21 protein-coding genes are annotated in these 21325 nt (G+C 59.5%); 14 read left to right on the plus strand and 7 right to left on the minus strand.

Translation table 11 applies throughout. The annotated features are described in order from the left end of the window. Positions 1–38: 38 nt before the first annotated feature. Positions 39–1163 (minus strand): cytochrome c oxidase subunit II, encoded by a 1125-nt coding sequence (gene coxB, locus WA411_RS02405; protein WP_153637109.1) that lies wholly within the window; start codon positions 1161–1163, stop codon positions 39–41. 203 nt (positions 1164–1366) lie between these two features. On the opposite strand from coxB, the gene WA411_RS02410 reads away from it, so the two are divergent. The 7 genes from WA411_RS02410 to WA411_RS02440 all read left to right on the plus strand — a co-directional run bounded on the left by WA411_RS02410 (position 1367) and on the right by WA411_RS02440 (position 8315). Next, a complete protein-coding gene (locus WA411_RS02410) occupies positions 1367–2695 on the plus strand; it encodes an MATE family efflux transporter (RefSeq protein ID WP_291905020.1) in 1329 nt (442 codons plus the stop codon). A gap of 206 nt (positions 2696–2901) precedes the next feature. Next, positions 2902–3552, plus strand: a complete 651-nt coding sequence (locus WA411_RS02415; protein WP_291905804.1) for a hypothetical protein — start codon at positions 2902–2904, stop codon at positions 3550–3552. A 16-nt stretch (positions 3553–3568) separates the two neighbouring features. Continuing rightward, positions 3569–4234, plus strand: a complete 666-nt coding sequence (locus WA411_RS02420) for a methylamine utilization protein (RefSeq protein ID WP_291905018.1) — start codon at positions 3569–3571, stop codon at positions 4232–4234. Next, a complete protein-coding gene (locus WA411_RS02425; protein ID WP_291905017.1) occupies positions 4234–6588 on the plus strand; it encodes a putative bifunctional diguanylate cyclase/phosphodiesterase in 2355 nt (784 codons plus the stop codon). The genes WA411_RS02420 and WA411_RS02425 overlap by 1 nt, the downstream gene beginning before the upstream one ends. Further along, complete coding sequence (locus WA411_RS02430) at positions 6585–7460, plus strand: DUF3034 family protein (RefSeq protein WP_291905015.1); 876 nt, start codon at positions 6585–6587, stop codon at positions 7458–7460. Before WA411_RS02425 ends, WA411_RS02430 begins: the two co-directional genes overlap by 4 nt. A 2-nt stretch (positions 7461–7462) precedes the next feature. Beyond that, positions 7463–7912, plus strand: coding sequence for a group I truncated hemoglobin (locus WA411_RS02435; protein WP_291905012.1), 450 nt, complete (start codon positions 7463–7465; stop codon positions 7910–7912). A gap of 16 nt (positions 7913–7928) precedes the next feature. Then, positions 7929–8315: a DoxX family protein gene (locus WA411_RS02440; RefSeq protein WP_291905009.1), complete on the plus strand. Its 387-nt coding sequence runs from the start codon at positions 7929–7931 to the stop codon at positions 8313–8315. A gap of 15 nt (positions 8316–8330) precedes the next feature. Here WA411_RS02440 and WA411_RS02445 read toward each other — a convergent pair whose 3' ends face one another. Next, positions 8331–10136 (minus strand): sensor domain-containing diguanylate cyclase, encoded by a 1806-nt coding sequence (locus WA411_RS02445; RefSeq protein ID WP_291905006.1) that lies wholly within the window; start codon positions 10134–10136, stop codon positions 8331–8333. A gap of 160 nt (positions 10137–10296) precedes the next feature. On the opposite strand from WA411_RS02445, the gene WA411_RS02450 reads away from it, so the two are divergent. Continuing rightward, complete coding sequence (locus tag WA411_RS02450) at positions 10297–10527, plus strand: DUF1653 domain-containing protein (RefSeq protein ID WP_291905003.1); 231 nt, start codon at positions 10297–10299, stop codon at positions 10525–10527. A gap of 116 nt (positions 10528–10643) precedes the next feature. Then, positions 10644–11966 (plus strand): Na+/H+ antiporter family protein, encoded by a 1323-nt coding sequence (locus WA411_RS02455; protein WP_291905000.1) that lies wholly within the window; start codon positions 10644–10646, stop codon positions 11964–11966. Between the two features lie 88 nt (positions 11967–12054). Here the strand turns inward: WA411_RS02455 and WA411_RS02460 are convergent, their stop codons facing one another. The 3 genes from WA411_RS02460 to prlC are packed head-to-tail and all read right to left on the minus strand — an operon-like array spanning position 12055 to position 14643. Next, positions 12055–12246, minus strand: a complete 192-nt coding sequence (locus tag WA411_RS02460) for a hypothetical protein (RefSeq protein WP_136630981.1) — start codon at positions 12244–12246, stop codon at positions 12055–12057. A gap of 40 nt (positions 12247–12286) precedes the next feature. Further along, positions 12287–12541 (minus strand): YheV family putative zinc ribbon protein, encoded by a 255-nt coding sequence (locus tag WA411_RS02465; RefSeq protein WP_291904997.1) that lies wholly within the window; start codon positions 12539–12541, stop codon positions 12287–12289. A 56-nt stretch (positions 12542–12597) separates the two neighbouring features. Beyond that, positions 12598–14643: an oligopeptidase A gene (gene prlC / locus WA411_RS02470; RefSeq protein WP_291904995.1), complete on the minus strand. Its 2046-nt coding sequence runs from the start codon at positions 14641–14643 to the stop codon at positions 12598–12600. A gap of 223 nt (positions 14644–14866) precedes the next feature. Here prlC and WA411_RS02475 point away from each other — a divergent pair, with 223 nt between their 5' ends. The 5 genes from WA411_RS02475 (at position 14867) to WA411_RS02495 (ending at position 20015) form a co-directional block, all read left to right on the plus strand. After that, positions 14867–15403, plus strand: a complete 537-nt coding sequence (locus WA411_RS02475; RefSeq protein ID WP_291904993.1) for a gamma carbonic anhydrase family protein — start codon at positions 14867–14869, stop codon at positions 15401–15403. A 69-nt stretch (positions 15404–15472) separates the two neighbouring features. Further along, entirely contained in the window at positions 15473–15718 is a 246-nt protein-coding gene (locus WA411_RS02480) for a hypothetical protein (RefSeq protein ID WP_291904991.1), read from the plus strand. Beyond that, complete coding sequence (gene mdoH, locus WA411_RS02485) at positions 15711–17822, plus strand: glucans biosynthesis glucosyltransferase MdoH (protein ID WP_291904989.1); 2112 nt, start codon at positions 15711–15713, stop codon at positions 17820–17822. Before WA411_RS02480 ends, mdoH begins: the two co-directional genes overlap by 8 nt. Beyond that, positions 17801–19369 carry a sulfatase gene (locus WA411_RS02490; RefSeq protein WP_291904986.1) on the plus strand — a complete coding sequence of 523 codons (1569 nt, stop codon included), beginning with the start codon at positions 17801–17803 and terminating at the stop codon, positions 19367–19369. Before mdoH ends, WA411_RS02490 begins: the two co-directional genes overlap by 22 nt. A gap of 190 nt (positions 19370–19559) precedes the next feature. Next, the gene (locus WA411_RS02495; protein WP_069182452.1) at positions 19560–20015 is read left to right on the plus strand and encodes an Hsp20/alpha crystallin family protein; all 456 of its coding nucleotides are present in this window, start codon (positions 19560–19562) and stop codon (positions 20013–20015) included. Between the two features lie 41 nt (positions 20016–20056). Here WA411_RS02495 and WA411_RS02500 read toward each other — a convergent pair whose 3' ends face one another. Next, positions 20057–20374, minus strand: a complete 318-nt coding sequence (locus WA411_RS02500) for a PA4642 family protein (protein WP_136630987.1) — start codon at positions 20372–20374, stop codon at positions 20057–20059. Positions 20375–20487: 113 nt separating this feature from the next. Continuing rightward, positions 20488–21321 carry a flagellar motor protein MotB gene (locus tag WA411_RS02505; protein ID WP_291904981.1) on the minus strand — a complete coding sequence of 278 codons (834 nt, stop codon included), beginning with the start codon at positions 21319–21321 and terminating at the stop codon, positions 20488–20490. Positions 21322–21325: the final 4 nt, after the last annotated feature.

Genomic DNA, 21325 nt, shown 5'->3' on the forward strand with positions numbered 1-21325 from the left:
ATTTATTGTGGCTGGTGATATCTGTTATCTGGCGTTGATTACTGCTGGTTCTTGTAATCAAAAATTTCTTTCGGAGTGACCATTTCACCGGTGTTGTTACCCCAGGCATTGCGCTCGTAGGTAATCACCGCGGCGAGGTCCACTTCACTGAGTTGGCCACCGAAGGCCTGCATGGCCGTTCCGGAGACACCGTTAACCACAATGTCGATGTGGGCGGCCATGTCTTCCAACACTACCTGGCTGCCTTTAAGCGCCGGGAAGGCCGGGGGTGCACCGCTGCCATCTGCCTGGTGACAGGCGGCGCAGGCGGTCTGGTAGGCTTTCTCGCCGCGCTCCATCAACTCGGCCATGGTCCAGTCTTTCTGGGTCAACTGGCGTTCACGCTCCGCGGCCTCTTTCTTCTCGGCGACCCAGGCGTTGTATTCCTCCTCGGGAACCGCCTCGACAACCACCGGCATGAAGCCATGATCCTTGCCGCAGAGTTCGGTGCACTGACCGCGATAGATACCGGGCTCGTCCACACGGGTCCAGGTCTCGTTGATAAAGCCGGGAATGGCATCCTTCTTGACGCCGAAATCCGGCACCCACCAGGAGTGGATGACATCGTTGGCCGTCAGCAAGAAGCGGACCTTCTTGCCCACCGGAATCACCAGCGGGTTATCCACCTCCAGCAGGTAATTCTCGCCTTTGGCCTGGCGGTTCTCGATCTGTTCCCGTGGCGTGGAAAGGTTGGAGAAGTAGCCAAAATCCTCATTGATGTATTCGTATTGCCACTTCCACTGGTAGCCGGTGACCTTGATGTCCACCTCCGATTCGGTGGTGTCATACATATCGACCAGGGTTGCCGTGGCAGGAATCGCCATAACAACCAGAATGACAAAAGGTATGATGGTCCAGAGAATCTCTACCAGGGTGTTCTCGTGAAAGTTCGCCGGTTTGGCGCCCTGGGATTTTCGGTGGGCAAATATAGACCAGAACATGACTCCGAAGACCACGACGCCAATGACGACGCAGATCCAGAGTATGGTCATGTGAAGGCTGAAAATTTCATTACTGGTGCCGGTCACCCCCGGGGTCATGTTCAGTGTCCAGTCCGCCATGGACCAGGCGGGGAACATCAGACCGCCTAAAAGGGCACCTGCCCGCTGAGCGTGCACGCGCATACTGTGTCTCCACAGAGTGTTATTCTTGTCGGATTTTGCGTTATCCCACCGGTCTCTCTGGCGCTCGCATACACCGGAAAAACCAGAGTGGAAGCCTGCTTACGGATACCTCAGATTCGAGTATAGACACAGATCAAAAAAAGACTAAAAAATCGGCTAAATCCAAAAAAGCTAACCACGGAATTTTAAGAATCAAAAAGAATATGACTTTTCACCTCCCGGCAACCGACCGACGCCTTTGGGCTCTGGCATGGCCTCTGATGCTCACCAACCTCACCGTTCCTCTACTGGGGCTGGTGGATACTGCCGTGCTCGGACATCTGGAAAGTCCCGAATACCTGGGCGCCGTGGCCGTTGGTGCCAATCTGTTCAGTATCCTGTACTGGACCTTTGGCTTCATGCGGATGGGCACGACCGGCCTGGCGGCCCAGGCATGGGGCAAGCGCGACAGCTTCAGCCAGGTGGCATTACTGCTGCGCTCGGTGCTGCTGGCAACGGGTATTGGCGTGCTGCTGATTCTGTGTCACCAGCCACTGATCCAGACCGGGCTGACCTTGATGAATCCCAGTCAGGGCGTTACCGAGCTGGCAGCCGAGTATGCAGCTATCCGGATCTGGAGCGCGCCGGCCGTTCTGTGCCAGTACACGCTGGTTGGCTGGCTGATCGGCACCCAGTTTCCCCGGGGCCCCATGATCATGCTGATTGCCGCCAATGGCCTGAACATCGTGCTGGATATCCTCTTTGTTACCGTGCTTGGCTGGAACAGCAGAGGCGTGGCCATCGCCACGGTGATTGCCGAGTACGGTGCCGCCACGATCGGATTCCTGATCGTGCTGAGCCGGATGCCCGAGGGGCAGACACTCACCCGGGCTTTGTTTGGCAAGCTGGAGGATTACCTGAAGATCCTCCGGGTGAACCGCTACATCATGGTTCGTACCATCGCCCTGCTTTTGGTGCTGGCGTTCTTTACCGCCCAGGGCGCGCGACAGGGAGACACCATCCTCGCGGCAAATGCAGTTCTGATCACTTTTCTGTTGCTGATTTCCAACGCCCTGGACGGTTTTGCCAATGCCGCCGAGGCGCTGATTGGTGAAGCCATTGGCAAAGGCAGCCGGCGCCGGTTCCGGGTGGTCTTCCGCAGTGCCCTGAGATGGTCACTCTGGGGCGCCCTGCTACTGACCATTGTTTTTGTCGCCGGAGGGCACTGGCTGATCTCGCTGCTTACCGGTATCGAAGAGGTCAGGGCCACCGCCTGGCGCTTCCTGCCCTGGCTCTGGCTGCTACCGTTTGCCGCAGTCTGGAGTTTTCTTCTGGACGGCGTGTTTATCGGGGCAACCCGGACCCGGGACATGCAGAACACCATGCTGTTTTCCGCCCTCGCCGTTTTCGCGCCGGTCTGGTGGCTGACCACAGGCTGGGGCAATCACGGGCTCTGGTTCGCACTGATCTCCCTGATGATTGCACGGGCCGTGAGTATGGGGTGGCTCTGCTGGTCCCACACGCGTCATGGCCGGTGGTTCCAGAGCCAGTGACCCGGATTCAATCTGTAACATTACGGCTCACTATTTACACCATGGCATAAAAGCAGTTGGAAAAATCTCGGCTACACTTGTCTGAACAGGCAGGCAAGATGTGGTAGCCAGCCCTCCTCTCCTGCCCGGGAACTCGTTGCTATCAGTTGCTAACAACGGGAGGCGCCTTGCGACCTCAATTCGTTCAGACATCGGCTTCTCCTGAAATGACACCACAGGTAGTCCTAGAGATTATTGACCAGGCGCGACGCAAGGAAGCCCGCTCCGGAACCTTCCTCCGGCAGCTTCATGAAAAGGTTGCTGTGTTGCCGTCTGCCGTTACCATCGAGGGTTACCAGCCTGCCACCTGCCTGTTCCAGTTTGTGGTCGAATACATTGAAATGGCGCCGAGGCTGATTGAGTGCGTCGAAGCCTGCGCCCGTGAGGCGGGGAAAGCCGATCTGTTTGAGCCATTCGTGAACGCCGCCATCCGCTATTTCACCCAGCCGTCGGCGCTTCTGGTGCGCTATGACGGCCTTGATGGCCTGCTGATTCGCGCCTACCTGTGCCACAGGCTGATGGAAGAAATGTACGAAAATAACCGGTGTACCCGGGCCAGTGAAATCGTGGATATAGAAGCCACTCGTGCTAACCTTCTGGCTCATCAGCTGATCGGCGAGCCCTTTGCCAATGAGTTGGACGACTCCATCACCGTAACCGTGTTGCAGATAGCAGGCACGCCGGACTATTACGAACTGAACCTCGACCCGTTTGTCGAGCAGGTGAACAACGCCGCCTGGGACTGGATGCGGCATTACTGGGAAAATCTGCTGGTAAGGAACCACATTCGATTTTCCCTCGGTTCCGGTCTGGCCTGACAGGTTCAGAGGATTAATGAGAGTATCAGCGATTGCAGTACTGGCGGGCCTTTTGATGTCTGCCATGGCAGTGACAGCCAACGCCTACGAGTTGTCTGTAACCGTTACCCTGGATGGCAGCACCGAGCCCGTGGCCAATGCCGTGGTTTCCGTGGACAGCGGCCGTCAGGGCACCCCGGTTTCTGCCGAAATCTATCAGAAGGATCGTGCCTTCCATCCTCATGTGCTGGTGGTTCCCGTTGGCTCCAGCGTGGATTTCCCGAATCGCGACAATACCCAGCACCACGTTTACTCCTTCTCGCCGGCAAAAACCTTCAACATTGAACTCTACGCCGACCGCCCGGCGGCTCCGATCGTGTTCGATAAACCAGGCATCGTTGAGCTGGGCTGCAACATTCACGATCACATGCAAGGGTTTGTGGTGGTTACTGATACCGCCGCGACCGGCCAGACGGATGCCTCCGGCCAGGTCACCCTGTCCATCGAGTCGCAGGGTACCGAAGGCAGCCCTGAGAAGGTGACACTGGAGATCTGGCACCCACGACTGCCGGACAACACCCGCCCGGTCACCCGTGAAATCGAGGCTGGCGATGAGTCAGCAATCGTAACGCTCAACCTCGAACCTGAGCCTGCCGCAGAAGGTTCGCTGGACCGACTCCAGCAGCGCTTTCGGGAGCTTTGATGGGTTTGGCGTCTCGTCTCGGATTCCGCGGCCGACTGATTGCCGCCATGATTTCACTGGTGGCCCTGGTCAGTCTGGTGATCGTGGCCCTGCTGATGGTGTACCTGTTCGAGGATGAAAAAAGCCGGGCCCTGGAGCAACTGGCCATCGGTGAGCGGCTGACCAACGAAGTCATTGACCGGCGCACCGAACTGGAACTGTCCCGGCTCAGCGTCGTGGTTCAGGATTTCGGCTTTCGCTCCGCCATTGCCAGCCGCGACCCGGCCACCATCGACAGCGCTCTTGAGAACCACAGCCGAAGGGTAGGTGCCGACTTCGCGCTCCTGCTGGACAGTCAGGGGCAGCCCCTGGCCTCGACCTTACAGCGCCCGTTCCCTGAAATCACATCCGAACAGCTAGCCAATACTCGGCGCAACGGGTTTACCCGGTCATTGCGCGCTATCGACGGCATGGGCTTTGAGGTTCTTATAACCCCGATTGAGGCACCAGGCCTTCGGGCCTGGCTGGTCACCGGTTTTGCCCTGGACCAATCCCTCGCGGAAGTGATCGCCCGTCTCAGTGGGACCTCGGTGATTTTCCGGGCGCGATCCGATCAAACAGAGGGCCTGAGCAGCTTTGCCGCGACCACCCGCATCGACGACAATCTAGAACAAGAGCTCAAAGGGGCACCTGGCAACGCCAGGTTCATCGAAAGTGCTGGCTATTTCACCCGCATCATCAACCTTGGCGACTCGGAACCTGCAGCCATCCAGGCCGTGCTGCTGATCAGTCGCGATGCAACGCTCCAGAATTATTACCGGCGGGCCGTGGAAATCGCCCTGTTGGTGAGCGCCATCCTTGTTTTTGCCATCCTGCTTGCCCTGGTTATTGCCCGGAATCTGGGTCGTCCGGTGTTGCAACTGGCAAGCTACGCGCGGGCCATCGGTGAGGGCAATACGCCCCAGGCACCAGCCATCCGGGCCGGCGGCGAACTGACCCAGCTCCGGAACGCCCTGAGGGACATGCTGTCCGGTCTTCGGGAACGGGAAGCCCAGATCCGGTATGCGGCGACCCATGATGATGTCACCGGGCTTAAAAACCGAAACGCCCTGATGCAAGACGCCGCCAGGCTTTTTGAGCAGGGTGAACGGGGCACGCTGGTAGGTATACGGCTGAACGACCTCTCCGACATAAACGATACCCTGGGCCTCGAATTCGGCGACAAAGTCCTTATTGGCATCGCCAGGCGCCTGCAGGAAGAGCTTCCAGACGCGCGTATCGTCGCCCGTACCGGGGGCGGTGAGTTCCTGGCCCTAATTCCCCAACTGCCCCAGGAGCAAAGCAGTCACCGAATCCGACAACTGCACGAGCTGGTTGAATCCCCTCTGCAGGTGGACCAGACCCCCTTCTCCCTCAGGGTCACCATAGTCACCATGGAACTGCCGGAAGATGCCTCGGATACCGATGCCCTGCGTCGCAGGCTCAATCTTACCTTCGAGCAGGCCGAGGCCCACCCCGATGCCTTCACCCGCTACAAGCCCGGCCAGGATGAAAGCCATCTCCGGGAACTGAAGCTGATCACCGATCTGCACGCGGCAATCCTGAATAACGGGTTGCATATGAACTATCAGCCGAAACTCGACAGCCAGACCGGCGAGCTGGTTCAGGTAGAGGCCCTGGTGCGGTGGATTCACCCGGAGCTCGGATTCATATCCCCGGAGGAGTTCATCTTCCTCGCCGAGCAATCCGGGCAGATTCATGATCTGACAGCCCATATCCTTCAACGGGTGGCCAGCGATGCGCGGCAATGGCATAACCAGGGTGTTGACGCGGGTGTGGCCATCAACCTGTCCGCCATGGACCTGACCTGGCCTGCCCTGATCCAATACATCCGCGATACCTTCAAGGACTGGCACCACGATCTGGCGCGGATCACCCTGGAAGTCACCGAGAGCGCCCTGATGGAAGATCCGGAAGAGGCCATGGCGACCCTGAACCGGCTCCGTGAGCTGGGCGTGACCTTGTCGGTAGATGACTTCGGCACCGGCTATTCCTCGCTGTCCCAACTGCGCAAACTGCCTGTACAGGAGCTGAAAATCGACAAGTCCTTCGTCTTGAAACTCGATTCCGAGCCCCAGGACCAACTCATCGTGCGCTCCACCATCGATATGGCCCACGGCCTTGGGCTAAAGGTCGTCGCCGAGGGCATCGAGAATCTGGAGGCCTGGCGGCTATTGCAACACTGGGGCTGCAATCTGGGCCAGGGCTTCTACCTGAGCCGGCCGGTAGCCCCCGAGGATTTGCCAGAGACTGCCCGCTCCCTGGCCGCCCGAGAACGGGAACTGACCCACCGCAACCCGGAGTATTCAGAATGACAGCCAGACCCTTCATAACTGTGACCCTGGCGCTTCTGGTAGCCCAGACCGCCGTGGCCGACATCGGCAGCCGGATCTGGGCGACCGGAGGTGTCACTACCATTGAAGGCACTGCCGGTGGTGGCCTGGTCCCCTGGGCCCTTCTGGGAAGTTACGCCAGCGATGAAGAGTGGGGCGGCACGCTGGCGCTCAGCCGGGCCGAAGTGGACGATTACTCGCTCTCGGTCACCGGCGCGGGACTGAACTGGAACAACCGTCTGGAAATCACCGTGGCACGGCAGACCCTGGATCTGGACAGCCTGGTGTTTACCCTCAAAGACGGCTTCGGACTGGAGCAGGACGAACTGAATCAGGACATTTTCGGCGCCAAGGTTCGGCTCGCCGGTGATGTCCTTTACACTCCCTGGGGCCAATGGTCTGCCGGCATTCAGTACAAGCGCCAACGGGATTTCACCGTGCCTTCTGCCATCGGCGCCCGGGATGACAGTGGCACCGATGTGTATGTCAGCGGCAGCAAGCTGTTCTTCGCGGCGGTGATGGAGAGGAACCTGTTGGTTAATCTGACCACCCGGGCAACCCGGGCCAACCAGGGCGGCCTTCTGGGTTTTGGCGGTGACCGGAATAACAGCCACGAACTGGTGATGGAGGGCAGCGTAGGACTGTTCCTGAACCGTCAGTGGCTGGTGGGTGCGGAGTACCGGCAAAAGCCGGACAATCTGGGCTTTGCCACCGAGGATGACTGGTGGGACCTGTTCGTAGCCTGGGTGCCGGACCGGCGCCTGGCGGTCACCGGAGCCTTGGTCAACCTGGGTGACGTCGCCACACTGGAGGACCAGCAAGGTCTTTATCTCTCGCTGCAGGGGAGCTTTTGATCATGACAAACCTGAACCCCAAGCGCTTGATTGCCCCCCTGCTGCTGGGGATGACAATGGTTCTGGTTGGCTGCCAGAGTATGAGCGGCCAAGCCGATGCCTCCCTGTATCAGCAACTCGGTGAACGAGAAGGCATTGCCGACGTGGTGGAAGACCTGCTGTATCTGATTGTCGAGGACGATCGCATCAACCAGCAGTTCAAGGGCATGGATGTCGCCCAGTTCCACCACAACCTGACGGATCAGCTGTGCGAGCTCAGTGGCGGCCCCTGCAGCTATACCGGTCGGGAGATGCGGGAGCTGCATTCCGACATGGCCATCACCGACACCCAGTTCAATGCCCTGGCGGAAAACCTGATACTGGCGATGGAAGAGAACGACATACCCACCGGCGCCCAGAACCGGCTGATCAAACGGCTGCTGCCGCTGTACCCTGACATTCGCAATCTATAGAACGGAGAACCCCACCTTGCTCGAAAACGCTGATCTGGGAAAACTGATTGTCCGCCTGACGCTGGGCGGCCTGATGCTGTTCCATGGCATAGCCAAGCTGCTGAACGGCGTCGGCTTCATAGAAGGCGAGCTGGCCAGCCATGGCCTGCCGACCTTCCTGGCCTACGGTGTGTACGTGGGCGAAATCATTGCGCCCCTGATGGTCATTCTTGGCTATCAGACCCGGATCGGTGCGTTGCTGATTATTTTCAACGTGCTGTTCGCCATCATCCTGGTCCATGGCAACGAGCTCCTCAGCCTTGGGCGCAGCGGCGGATGGGCGCTTGAACTACAGGGTTTCTTCCTGTTCACGGCGGTGGCAGTGATCTTCCTTGGGCCGGGCCGGTACAAGCTCAAGAACTGAGTATCCGAAGGGACGTCAGGTGCCGGGCACAGTCGCGGCCCTGAAGTCCCTGGCTACCATGACCCGGTTGCGGCCGGACTCCTTGGCTGCGTACAGCGCCTCATCGGCCTGACGGATCAGCTCTTGGGGCTCCATGCCGGGGTCTGGCACCAGGCAGGCAACGCCCACGCTGATGGTAAGGTTGACCGGAGCTACCCGTTCACCTGAGTGCACCGGCGAACGGGCCACCGCCTGACGCACTCGCTCGGCAACCCGAACCGCTCCCTCTTCCGGGGTGGCCGGTAGCAGAATGCTGAATTCCTCACCGCCGTAGCGGGCCAGCAGATCCCCGGATCGCTGGACCTCGGCAGCACACAGGGCGGCCACCTCAGTCAGACAATCGTCGCCGACCAGGTGGCCCAGTTCATCATTTACCCGCTTGAAATGATCGATATCCAGCATTAACAGACTCACCGGATGGCCGTGTCGCTGGGCCCGTTTCCACTCATCCTCAAGTTTCTCATCAAACCTGCGACGGTTGGCGATGCGGGTCAGCCCATCTGTGAGACTGATGGCCTTTAGCTGCTCGTTGGCCCTTTCCAGTTCGTCGGTGCGCTCCTGAACCCGCTTCTCCAGGGTCACGTTGGCCTTGCGCTCCATCAACAGGGCCCGCTTCTGAGCTTCAAGGCGCTTCTGCCGCTCCAGGTTAATCCGGTAAGCCAGTGCAAAAGACAGCAGAATAACTTCCAGAGCGACACCGATCTGGGCAGCCGTTTCAGTAAGAGAAGTACGGGGCAGGTAGCCGAGCTTGCTCAGGGCCAACAGAAGATAGCCGAGCAATAGCGGGGTCCAGGCCAGAACATAGAATCCAGCCTGGGCCTGGCCCTTACGCCAGACCATGATGCCAATGAGCCAGGCCGCCGGCGTCGCCAATGCCGAGACCACCGCAATCAGGGTTATACTGACCTGATAGGAACCAAACAGACCATAGAGCAGACAGAACAGAGCCGCGCCGAACAGTATCTGGAGCAAGCGGTACCCCTTTCGACTGTGTCGGTGGACAGCGAGGAAATTCAGGGTAAACAGCATCGAAGCCATCAGGGTTAACGACAGCACTGACACGGTAAAGTTGTTGTTCCAGCCCGGTCGATCCGGCCAGAGCCACTGAAACAGAAGGCCCTGGAAATGCAGCTGGGCAAGGCCCGCCGTGGCAACCGCAACGACGTACCAGAGATAAGCGCGTTGCCGCACCATGAAAAATACAAACAGGTTGTACAGCGACATTGAGACAATGATGCCCGCAAAAATCGCGTGCCAGCCGTAAGCCTTTACTTCTGACTCGAAGGACTCGGCCGCTGGCAATATACGTATCGGGATCTGCAGCGACCCGTCGGTTTGCACCCGAAGGTAGGCCACGAGGCCCTGGGTTCCGGCGGGCACGGGAAACATAAAATGGCGATGCAGGATTGGGCGGGTGGCAAAAGGCCGACTATCACCGGTTTCATGACGTTCGATCAGCGCGTTCCCGCGGAACCAGTATACTGACAACCGATCAAGCAGGGGATAGCGAATGGCCAGAACATCATCACCCCTGACCGGCGGAAGAGGGACGACGACCCGCAGCCATGCGGCGCCTTCAGAGAATCCGAAATTCAGCGTCCCCGAATTCGGATAACTCTGCCAAGCGGTGGGAGACAGCGACCGAATGTCCTCCAGACTCATGCGACGGGTATCATCCTTGAACCATCGGACGTCATAGCCGCTTGCACTGACTTGTGCAGCCAAAAACAGCATCAATACAACCGCCTGGGCCCGGACTGAATAGCTAGCGGTTCGACTCATAGCAAGTTCCGATTTGCGCGCTCAAAAGCTTCGATTACACTGGAGGCAGGCTGGACGAAGGCTCCACATACTTCTGTGCCACGGGTTGGAGTATAGACCTCCGGGAGTCTTTTCGTCAGGTTCTGAATCAATTAATCGGCCACTACCCTTGAGTCATTCCATGAACACTCAAAAACACAGTATTCGTTCCGGCAAATACCGACACTACAAGGGCAAGGATTATGAAGTCCTTGGCGTTGCCCGACACAGTGAAACCGAAGAGCAGATGGTGGTGTATCGCTGTCTGTACGGCGATTACAGCCTCTGGGTGCGCCCACTGACCATGTTCCGCGAAACCGTGGAAGTAGCCGGCGAGCAGGTACCCCGATTTGCCCGCCTCGACGAAGCCTGACGGTTACACAACCGTTTTGACTACCGCGATCATTTCCTGCACATTACCGCGCTTTTCATGATGCCGGCCCCCACAAGGGGCCGGGATAACCATTAATTCCTACCCGGAGTTTTGCCATGAATGCCGTTGTAGCTGCGGTTGCCATCATGCTCGTCCTGAGTTTGTGCCGCATTCACGTTGTTGTTGCCCTGATCATCGGCGCCGTATCCGGCGGCCTGATTGCCGGAATGTCCCTGGAAGCCACCATCGAAGCCTTCAATAATGGCCTGGGCGGCGGTGCCACCGTGGCTCTGTCCTACGCGACTCTCGGTGCCTTTGCCGTTGCCATCGGCAAATCCGGCCTGGCCCACGCCCTGGCCGACAGGGCCCTGGCACTGGTCGGACGGCAGGAAGAAGGCGCCGCCGTGAATGGCATGCGCTTTCTGATCATCGGCCTGCTGCTGGCCATTGCCATCTCGTCCCAGAACATCCTGCCGATTCACATTGCCTTCATACCCTTGGTCGTACCGCCGCTATTGTACGTGATGGCAAAATTGAACATGGACCGCCGCCTGGTGGCCTGCGTGCTGACCTTCGGCCTGATCACCCCCTACATGTTCCTGCCCGTCGGCTTTGGCGGCATCTACCTGAACGAAATCCTGATCGCCAAGATCAACGCCAACGGTGTCGACGCCTCCGGCCTGAGCGTCATGAAAGCCATGGCGCTGCCGGCACTAGGCATGCTCTTCGGTTTGCTGATTGCCGTCTTTTTCAGCTACCGCGGTGGCCGCTCCTATAACCTGGAAACCATCACCAAGGCCGAACGGGTAGACACCAGCTACAGCCCTCGGACCCTTGTGATGGCCCTGGTCGCCATCGTCACCGCCTTCGTGGTGCAGCTCTGGCTCGGGTCGATGATCCTTGGCGCGCTGGCGGGTTTCGTGCTGTTCAACCTGTCCGGGGTGGTGCGTTGGAAAGAGGCCGATGACCTGTTCACCGAGGGCATGAAAATGCTGGCCATGATCGGCTTCATCATGATTGCCGCGTCAGGTTTTGCCGAGGTGATGCGGGAAACCGGAGAAATCGCCAGCCTGGTGGACAGCTCCGTGGGCGTAATTGGTGAGAACAAGGCGATGGCCGCACTGCTGATGCTGGTGGTAGGTCTGCTGATCACCATGGGTATCGGCTCGTCCTTCTCCACCATCCCCATCATCGCGGCCCTGTACGTGCCGCTGGCCCTGCAACTCGGCTTCAGCCCGCTGGCCATCGTGGCGCTGGTCGGCACCGCCGGCGCCCTGGGAGATGCCGGCTCCCCGGCCTCCGACTCCACCCTCGGCCCCACCGCCGGCCTGAACGCCGACGGCCAGCACAACCACATCTGGGATACCGTGGTGCCGACGTTCCTGCACTACAATCTGCCATTGCTTGGCTTTGGGTGGTTGGCGGCTATGGTTCTTTGAGTTCGGAGGTGGCTTTGTAGCCTTCGTGTTGAGGGGAGTTGCGAGGGGGCCGGATTATTTTTCCCTTGGAAATGGCAACTCGCTGCGCTCAGACATCAATTTCCGGCGGGAAAAATAATCCGGCCCCCTCACATAAGAACTCACGGATATCGCTGAAAAGACCTTGTCCTAAAGAAATATCTCTTGAGTCAGGTAGAGAGGGTGTGGGTGTGCTTTTCTGGCGGGGAAAAGATGTCTGAGCGAAGCGAGTTGCTTTTCCCCAGAAGAAAAGCATTCCCATGGCCTCTCCGCCCGCAAACCTGCAGGCTAGGAAGAACAGCTTACTCGTCGTCGGCCGAAGACTTGAAGAACACGACCTGCTTGACCGTGTGATCGTCCTCGTTCTTGCGCTTGTTCACCCGCGTTTCGAGTTCCGGATTGGTCGGTTGCTCGGAGTCCGACATAGCATCGGTGAAGCCACAGGCGACGCATTCGCGAATCTGCTCATCGTCGTCGGTGGTGTACATCATGATCTTGTCCATCTCCGCGCAGCGGGGACAGACGGCGCCGGCGATAAAGCGTTTTGGACTCGCCATAGTAAAACTCCCGATAAAACATCCGGCAGCCATTACGACTGCCGGCTCAGATTGGGTCAGGCAGCTTCGTCCGTGATGCCGGTTTGTTTCAGCAGCGCATCCACCTGCGGTTCTCGACCCCGGAAGGCCTTGAACAGTTCCATGGGCTCCTGTGAGCCGCCTTTCTCCAGGATATTGTGGAGGAAGGCCTTGCCGGTTTCGGGGTCGAAGATGCCTTTTTCCTCGAACAGGGAGAAGGCATCGGCGGCCAGTACTTCCGCCCACTTGTAGCTGTAGTAACCAGCCGCATAGCCGCCGGCAAAGATGTGCGAGAAGGCGTTCGGGAAGCGGTTGAATTCCGGTGCTTCCACCACGGCGATCTCGCTGCGAACCTTCCGGTGCATGTCCAGCGGGTTGGTCGGCGCCTCGTCGGTAAATTCCGCGTGCAGTCGGAAGTCGAACAGGGAGAACTCGAGCTGGCGCACCATGCCCATGCCAGACTGGAAGTTCTTGGCCGCCAGCAGTTTCTGGAGCAGGTCTTCTGGCAGCGGTTCGCCGGTTTCGTGGTGCGAGGCGATCAGGGCCAGGGATTCCGGGTTCCAGCACCAGTTTTCCAGGAACTGGCTGGGCAGCTCGACGGCATCCCAGGCCACGCCGTTGATGCCGGAGACATCCAGCACATCCACCTGGGTCAGCATGTGGTGCAGGCCATGGCCGAATTCGTGGAACAGGGTGGTCACTTCGTCGTGGGTCAGCAGCGACGGCTTGCCGTTCACCGGCGGGGTGAAGTTACAGGTCAGGAAGGCTACCGGCAGCTGGAGCTGGCCACGGAGGTTGCGCCAGCGCACCCGGCAGTCCGCCATCCAGGCGCCGCCACGCTTGCCCTGACGGGCATAGAGGTCGAGATAGAACCAGGCCAGGGGCTCGCCGTCGCGACTGATGCAGTAGGCAGTCGCGTCCTCGTGCCAGGTTTCTACTTCCGGTTTCGCTTCGATCTGTACGTCGAAGAGCTTCTCTGCCACCCGGAACAGGCCGGGCACTACCTTGTTCACCGGGAACCAGGGGCGCAGGGTTTCCGGGGAGATGTCGTAGCGCTTCTGGCGCAGCTTTTCGCTGTAATAGCCGATGTCCCACGCCTGCAGGTCTTCCACGCCGTACTCGTCCTTGGCAAAGGCTTTGAGCTCGGCAAACTCTTTCTCGGCCTGGGGCTTGGACTTGGCCGCCAGCTGGTTCAGGAAGCCCAGCACCTCATCGCTGCTGCGGGCCATCTTGGTGGCCAGGGAGCGCTCGGCGTAGTTGTCGAAGCCGAGCAGTTTGGCCTGGGCGTGGCGGCGCTTGAGGATTTCCGCCATCACCGGGGTGTTGTCCCACTGGCCGGCATCCGGGCCCTGGTCAGAGGCACGGGTTACAAAGGCCTCGTAGACTTCGCGGCGCAGTTCCCGGTTGTCGCAGTAGGTCATCACAGGGTAAAAGCTGGGGAAGTCCAGGGTGATCACATAGCCATCCAGCTCTTTCTGGCGGGCGGTCTGCTTGGCGCTTTCGATGGCAGTCTCGGGGACGCCAGCCAGTTCATCCACGTCAGTGATCTGCTTATACCAGTGCTGGGTGGCATCCAGGACGTTGTCGCTGAACTTGTTGGACAGCTCGGACAGCTCCCGGGACAAGTCGGCATACTGCTTTTTCTTGTCTTCCGGAAGGTCGACACCGCCGAGGTGGAAATCCCGCAAGGTGTTTTCCACGGCCTTACGCTGGGCTTCGTTCAGGTCCTTGAAATCGTCCCGTTCGGCAAGCTTCTTCCAGGCGTTGCAGAGGGCTGCGTTCTGGCTCACCTCGGTGCTGTACTCGGTGAGCTTTTCGAGGCAGTTCTTGTAAACCTTGCGCAGCTCGTCGTTGTTCATCACACCGTTGAGGTGGGAAATAACGGACCAGGCATTGCTCAGTTTGTCGTCCAGCGCCTGCATGGGCTGTGCCAGGGTCTCCCAGGTGGGATCTTCCTGCTCGGCAAGCTGGCTGATTTTCATCCGGTTTTCACTGAGAATCTGGTCGATTGCCGTTTCCATGTGCTCGGTGCGAACATGGTCGAACTTCGGCAACAGGTCGTCAGTCAGTAACGGGTTATTCATAGGTCCCCTTCTCAGCTAGTCGAATCTTGGGTAGTTTGGTTTATTCAGGTTTTGGGGCTGGCATCTGTGGGAGAGGCCTTTCCAAAACACGCTCCTTGCGGCACGTCCATGTGACGCTTGGCTCTCGCCATCCATGGCGAGAGACAGTTTTGGAAAGGCCCCTCCCACAGCTGCCTCGGGCCTCGGAGTACACCTGAACATTCAAAGCAACAGGTACTATGTAATGACGAATATACGTTCACACAAGGGTATCGCGCCACATTTTGGGGAACGGGCATGGGTAGATCCAAGTGCCGTGGTGATTGGCGATGTGGAAACCGGCGATGATGTTTCCATCTGGCCGATGACCGTGGTGCGTGGCGATATGCACAAGATCCGCATTGGGCACCGGTGCAGCATCCAGGATGGGTCGGTTCTGCATATTACTCACGCCAGTGACTACAATCCCGGTGGTTATCCGCTCACCCTGGGCGACGATGTGACGGTGGGTCACAAGGCGCTGCTGCATGGCTGCACCATTGGCAGCCGGGTCCTGGTAGGCATGGGCTGCATCATTATGGATGGTGCCGTGGTGGAGGACGAGGTGATTGTTGCAGCGGGCTGTCTGGTGCCGCCGGGCAAGACCCTGGAATCCGGGCACCTTTATGTGGGATCACCCTGTAAGAAAGCCCGGGCGCTGACCGAGAAGGAGCGGGGGTTCTTTAAATACACCGCTGCCAATTACGTCCGCCTCAAGGATGAATACCTTAACGATCAGTAAGCCAGTGGTCTGAACGTGAGCCCGTAGCCGTAAGAAACGGGGTAACCCTGCTGCATGGCGGAGGCCTCTGTGGACACATTGGACGAACCCTTTAATAGAGCTTTGCTGTACCTGCGTGCGGCAGGCCACGATACCGGTCCGGAAACCCGGGCACGGTTGCAGAGCATGCTGCAGGCTCGAGGGGCTGGATGCCGCGCTTTGAGTACCGGGCAACTGCTGGAGCTGATGCCTCAGTGGTTCGCCTTGCCCGGGCCTCGACAGGGTCATCATCTCCCACCCATTACCCGGGCCAGTATCGGGTACCCCCGTGAGTAGTTCCGATTCCTGGCGCCCCGTTGCCCTGCGGCGGCGCTTTCTGCTTGTCTTCATTGTGGCCACTCAGACACTGGTGGGCATGTTGCTGTTTTCCCGGACTGTGCCGGAGCAGGCAGGTTCCGTAACAATCGCGGCGCTGTTGACGGTGTTCGGGGTTCTGTTTGCCTGGATTGGGGTGGGTTTCTGGACGGCGGTTTTCGGGTTCGTCGCCCTGCGCTTCGGCGGGGACGGCTGGAGCCTTTCCAGGCGTGTAGAGCCCGAAGGGTGCAGGGAGTTATTGTCGGCCCCAACCGCCGTTGTGATGCCCATCTGCCATGAACCGGTGCAACATACTCTCGGTGGCTTGAAAGCGATCATCCAGGACCTTGGGCAAAAGGGACAAGCCCGCCCTGTGGATTTCTACGTGCTATCGGACAGTCGGGACCCGGACATCTGGCTCGAAGAACAGGCAACCTGCGAGCAAATTCGTCGGGAGCTTGGCCCCCATCAACATTTGTTCTACCGGCGTCGCAACGTCAACCTGAACTACAAGAGCGGCAATATTGCCGATTTCCTGCGTCGATGGGGCCGCCGCTACCGCTACATGGTCGTTCTGGACGCCGACAGCCTGCTCAGTGCCAACTGCATTACCCGGCTTATCCAGCTGATGGAGGCCCGGCCTGAGGCCGGGATTATCCAGACCACACCCCGACTGGCCCGTGCAGAAACCCGGTTTGCCCGCCTGCAACAGTTTGCCAACCGCTGCTATGGCAGGCTCTACAGCGCAGGACTGGCGGCCATTCAACTGGGGGAGGCCACCTACTGGGGCCACAATGCGATCATCAGGGTAGCCCCGTTCATGGCCCACTGCGGTCTGCGCAAGCTTCAGGGCCCGGGCCTGTTCCGGGGGCCGGTACTCAGCCATGATTTTATCGAGGCTGCGCTGATGGGCCGGGCAGGCTACGAAGTGTGGCTGGAACCTGCCATCGCCGGCAGTTTTGAGGAATCACCACCAACCCTGGAAGACGATCTGGTCCGGGACCAGCGCTGGTGTCGTGGCAATCTCCAGCACCTCTGGCTGCTGGCAACCATGGGCAAACTACGGCTGGGCCACCGGATGGCCCTGGTAACCGGCATTCTCTCTTACCTGGCGTCGCCACTCTGGCTGGTTTTCCTGGGCCTGTCCGGATTTGTGGCGTTGGCCGGACCGTCGGCGACGCCGGCACTGCCGGGGGTGATGGCCACAACGGAGGCGGGCTCAAGCGCAGGGGCTCTGCTGGTCGCCGTGACCGCACTGCTACTCTTTGGGCCACGACTTCTGGCCGTAGGGGACCATTGGTTGGCTGGAAGAACTGCCAGATTCGGAGGTCTGTTCAGGCTCTGTGCCAATACCTTTCTCGAAACACTCGCGGCCCTGGCACTGGCGCCCATCCGGATGCTGGTTCACACGCTCCATGTGGTTCAGGCTGTACTGAATCTCAAAGTGGGCTGGCAGGGGCAAAACAGGTCCGGCGGGCTCACTCCGGGGCTGAGCCTCCGGCACTATGGCCTGCTCCTCGCCTCGGCGGCGGCAGGCCTGACCCTCATTTACTGGCATGCGCCAACGCTGACGCCCTGGGCCCTGCCGGTCATGGCACCGGTGTTGTTGGCACCGGGCCTGGCCTGCTGGCTTGGTCGAACCCCAGGCTTGGGCACCTGGCTGCAAGTGCCAGAGGATGAGCAAACCACCCGAGTGATTGAGCTGGCCGAGACCACCGGCCCACTCAGCCATGATCCGGGTCGTTTGAGCTGGTTTGAACAGGTGGTTCTGTCGCCTGTCTTTGCAGGGGTTACAGACTACGACGCACTGCCAGCCACCGGTAAAAAGGCACGGGCGCTGGCGCGCCTGGTTGATCGCTGCGCCATTGAAGGCAAACAGGCCCTTAGTCACCGCGAACTCAGTCTGATCTGCAACCATCCGGAAGCCCTGAAAGCGCTGCATTGCCGAGCCTGGCATGCCTCGCACGAATCACCCTGGCGGGAGGTGCTGGTCCGCATGGCCCGGTCTCTTGAGCAAAGGCCTCCGGCACCGGTGTCCTTGCCCCGCCAGCCAGCAGCCCTGACATGGGTAGAGGCAGCTTCGTGATACTGGTCTGGCTGCTGCTTCTGAACGGATTATTCCTTTTGCCTTCCTTGGCTTTGCCCGGCGACACGCCCTGGTTTTCTCCGGAGGCCCTGATCGTCTGGGCCCTCATTTGCGGACTCAGGAAGCCCGAGCAAAAGTATCGCGTCGGCCAGGTACTGGCTGTTCTTTATGGACTACTGGTTCTTCTTGTCCTGGCGGATGCCCTGGTGCGGGAAAGTCTGGGCCGTGGTCTTAACCTGTATCTGGAGTTGGGTCTGCTGGACGCGGCCTGGAGCCTCCTGGATACCAACCTGGGTGCCGGTTTGGCGGTGCTGGCCCTCATCATTCTGGCAGCCTTACTTGCCGGGGTGGGTCGCCTGTTTCGGTACGGACTGGAACGGCTGGCACAGCACTCTCCGGCTCGCCTTGGCAAACCGCTCTGGCTGGTATCCGGCCTGTTCCTGGCCGGGGCCGTAACCCCGTGGATTGGCAGCCCGGCGCTGGCCTTCGTTGCCAATCAGGCCTCCCTGATCACTCACACGCACCAGACCACCCGAAACTTTGCCAAAGAGCTGAACGCCGGGCCCGGTCGACAGAGCCAACCCTCACCGCTGGCGAAGCTGGCGCAAACGGATGTGATTCTGGGGTTCATTGAGTCCTATGGCGTCTCGACTGTTACGGACGAACGCTACCGCTCCCTGGTCGGCCCGGGCCTCGAAGCGATGGGCCAGTCGCTTGACGCTGCGGGGCTCACGGTCGCCACAGGCCGACTGCAGTCGCCAATCCAGGGTGGCCAGTCCTGGCTCGGCCACCTTTCCGTGCTCAGCGGCCAGTGGATTCACAACCAGCTTGCCTACGAAACCCTGCTCAGCAGCGGCTACGCCACCCTGATCGATGACTTCCGAAGTACCGGACACACAACCCTGGCCGTGATGCCGGCGATCACCCGGGCCTGGCCCGAGGGCCGACTGTTTCGCTACGACCGGATCTACGATCACGACGATCTGGATTACCAGGGGCCACCGTTCAACTGGGTCACCATGCCCGATCAATATACCTGGCACCGGTTTCAGGCCATTCGTGACAGCCATCAGGGTCCTTTGTTCGCTGAACTTGCCCTGATCAGCAGCCACGCGCCCTGGGTTCCAATCCTGCCGGTGCTTGATGACTGGCAAAGCATTGGCAACGGAGAGGTGTTCCAGCGCTGGAAAGGCGCTGGCGAGGCACCGGTTTCGCTATGGCGCGACCCGGACCGGGTCCGCCAGCATTACGGACAGGCCATTGCCTATGCCCTGGAGGTTGCCGGAGGCTTTGCCGCCCACTATCTGAGCCAGAACGCGCTGATGATCATCCTGGGTGACCATCAGCCAGCCCCCCTGATCACGGGTGAGGACGCCAGCCGCGATGTCATTGTTCATGTCGTCAGTGCAGACCCGAAACTGGTGGAACCGTTTTTGTCCGGTGAACTGCCGGGATTTCGACCCGGTATCCGGCCCGATCCGGAAACACCCGGAGCCACAATGAGCCGTTTCCGCCCCTTTCTGCACCGCCATTTCGGTCAACCCTGAACCCGATTTGACCCTGATCAAAATTCCATCAACCTCACCCTTGAAAACATCCGCTATGCACCTACATTCGGAAATAGCAGAGGTTCACGGATAACCATCCGGGTGGCGCCACCGGCATGGAGCAGTTCCGCGATCGAAGCTGATGCTCAACTATTCAGATTCGTTTCGTTTAAAAAAGGAGGGCTGCCTTATGAGCAATCTTACCCGCTGGAATCCGGTCAATGAGTTCGAAGACCTGATGAACCGCTATAACCGCATGTTCGGCCTGACCCGCTCAGGCGGCGAGCGCGAAGGCAAGGACCTGTTCAGCCGCAGCGACTGGGCTCCGGCCGTGGACATCAAGGAGACTCCGGAAGCCTTTACCATTGAGGCCGAGCTGCCGGGCATGTCCAAGGAGGACGTGAAGGTGACAGTGCACGAGGGCGTTCTGAGCATTCAGGGTGAGCGCAAGAGTGAAGACGAGACCAAGGACAAGAAGCACCACCGGATTGAGCGTTTCTACGGTAGCTTCCTGCGTCGCTTCACGCTGCCGGAAAACGTTGATGAAAACAGCGTGAAGGCGAACTTCAAGGACGGCATGCTGACCCTGACGCTCCAGAAGGCCGAGCCCAAAGAACCCAAGGCCATCGAGGTCGACGTGCAGTAAACGCCGGAAATCTCAGTCAGCGACAGACGGCCGCACCGGGTTCAGTTTCCGGCTGCGGTCGTTGTTCTGGCGCCGGCCTTTTCCAGGGCACTGGCGTAATCCACACTGCGCCGATGCCGGGAGATCAAGTCCAGAATGGTCTCTCCGTCCGGACCAGGGGCATTCAGATCCCGATTTTCGGCAACGAAAAACCCGATAAAGCGTTCAAAGTCTTCCGCCCGCATGGCCTGATAGGCTTTCAACAGGGCATGGTAATCAGCATTTTCGTTAGCATCCCAGGGGCGGATATCCAGAAAACTCCTCACCCGCTCGTCGCTCCATTCTTCGCCAATTACTTTTGGCTTGTCCGGTCCACTCATGGTTGCTCTCTCGCTTTGCTGTGCCAGTCAGTTATCGGGCGCACAGTATAAAGCCCTGAAAGCAGGACAGTTATATGGATTGCTCATGAGAAGCTACGCACCGGCTATAAGACTCAGGGCATGATTTCGACAGGCAGGTCGCCAGTGGGAACCTCATCGCTGCATTCGGGGTTGCGGATGGCGATTTCCACTCGCCGGTTCAGGGCCCGGTTCTCCGGCGTGTCGTTGGGCGCAAGCGGGTTGGTCTCGGCACGCCCGGCCGCCACCACCCGCTCAGCCGGTACCTGACGGTTCATCACCAGCTCGTGCACCACCGACACGGCACGGGCCGCGGAAAGATCCCAGTTGGAGCGGTAGCGGTCGCTGGAAATCGGCCGGTCATCGGTGTAACCGGACACCAACACATCGCCGGTACACGCCGAGAGCACGTTCACCACCCGTTCGATGATCGGGATCATTTCCGGTTTGATGGCGGCATCACCGGATCGAAAAGTGGCCTCCTCGGAAAAGCGGATCACCACCTGGTTCTGGTCGTAATTGACACTCAACGCTTCGGAGGCCACCTCCGATTCCAGCTCCCGGATCATCCGGCTGGCCAGATCAATCACACCACCGGGAATCTGCGTGGGCGCGGCCCCCTCGGCCCGCTCATCGATGAATTCGGGCTCCCGGGTCTGGGACTCGGTGGGCTCGGGCAGGGAGACGGAATCCGATTCGATCATGGTCAGTGGGGAGCCGCCGATATCCTCGGCCAGGACGTTGCTGGAGCCAAAAGCCACCGCCATGGAATTCGCCATGGCACGGTACTTCTCAACGTCCATTTCGGCAAACGACAGCAGCAGGATGAAAAAAGTCAGCAGCAGGGTGGCCAGATCGGCGAAGGTAACGATCCAGCCCGGCGTCTGGTTCTGCAAACGCTTCCGGTTTCTCTTCTGGACCAGTTCCAAACCC

This window comes from Marinobacter sp. CH_CUG1437-1, from assembly GCF_037029655.1.
Lineage (GTDB): Bacteria > Pseudomonadota > Gammaproteobacteria > Pseudomonadales > Oleiphilaceae > Marinobacter > Marinobacter salsuginis.